We start from the raw sequence: 1,004 nt of genomic DNA, 5'->3' as shown, positions 1-1,004 counted from the left end.
TAGAACAAAAAATAATAACAATACACTCTTTTTTAGCATATACTTTTTCTCCTTTTTAATATTTTTATATAACGTTTATTACATTAACATATTTTCCTTTATTTTTCTATATATTTACTATAATATTTCCACTTGAAATTTCTATCTCACCCCAGTTTGCATCCCCTTAATTTTTAGCTTATATAACCTTACCATTATAGTACCAAATACCAATTATGTAATCTCCAAAGAATTTATAGTGATTATTCGTTAGCATCAATACTTTTAATTTATCCAGCTCCTTTTTATCTGAAGCTTTTGGTCAACCCTTATTACCAAATGAGACCAACTATAAAAAGACAGTTATCTTAGATAACTGTCTCTTCATTGAATCCAATTTTATTATTTTGAAAATCTAGCATATCCTAAGAAATGCTTCTGAGTATATGGACTGTTGATTTTACTTTTAATTACACCTGTTGTCGTATCCGCTGCATGAATATATTCGCCATTTCCTAAATATATTCCTAAATGAGAAGGACCCACCTTATATGTATTCTGTAAGAATACTAAATCTCCTGGCTGAGGTTCATTTATTTTAGTAACCATGCCCCAGTATCCTGCAACACTTGTTCTCACAATGTTATATCCATTATTTTTAAATACATAATAAATAAAGCCACTACAATCGAATCCATTTGGTCCTGTCCCAGCTTCAACATACGGCTTTCCAAGTTGTTTTAGAGCTAAATCAATTACTCCAGAAGAACCAGAATCTGTTTGGTTTAGATTAATCCACTTGTCGCCTTCCCATGTTTTAATCTTTAACCATCCACTAGTTGTCCCATCCACTACTCTAAAATTCTGTGGATTATATAATGCTCCAGCGTTTGCTTTTCCTGAACTAAATGAAGGCTCGTTATACGCATAGAAAGATTTATTTATAAATCTTTCTTCTCCATCTAGATTCATCCATTTCTCGCCTTCCCATGTTTTAACCTTTAACCAACCACTAGGTGTCCCAT

At 31.8% G+C, this 1,004-nt stretch carries 1 protein-coding gene; it reads right to left on the bottom strand.

Annotation, left to right across the window (positions count from 1 at the left end):
- Positions 1-381: 381 nt before the first annotated feature.
- A partial coding sequence (locus tag MR115_RS29510) for a C40 family peptidase (RefSeq protein WP_242243848.1) occupies positions 382-1,004 on the bottom strand: 623 nt, incomplete at its 5' end.

The organism is Bacillus cereus group sp. BfR-BA-01309, assembly GCF_022664315.1.
Classification (GTDB): Bacteria; Bacillota; Bacilli; order Bacillales; family Bacillaceae_G; genus Bacillus_A; species Bacillus_A mobilis.
Note: the sequence above shows the minus strand (reverse complement) of the source record. Positions and strands in the feature narration are given on the sequence as shown.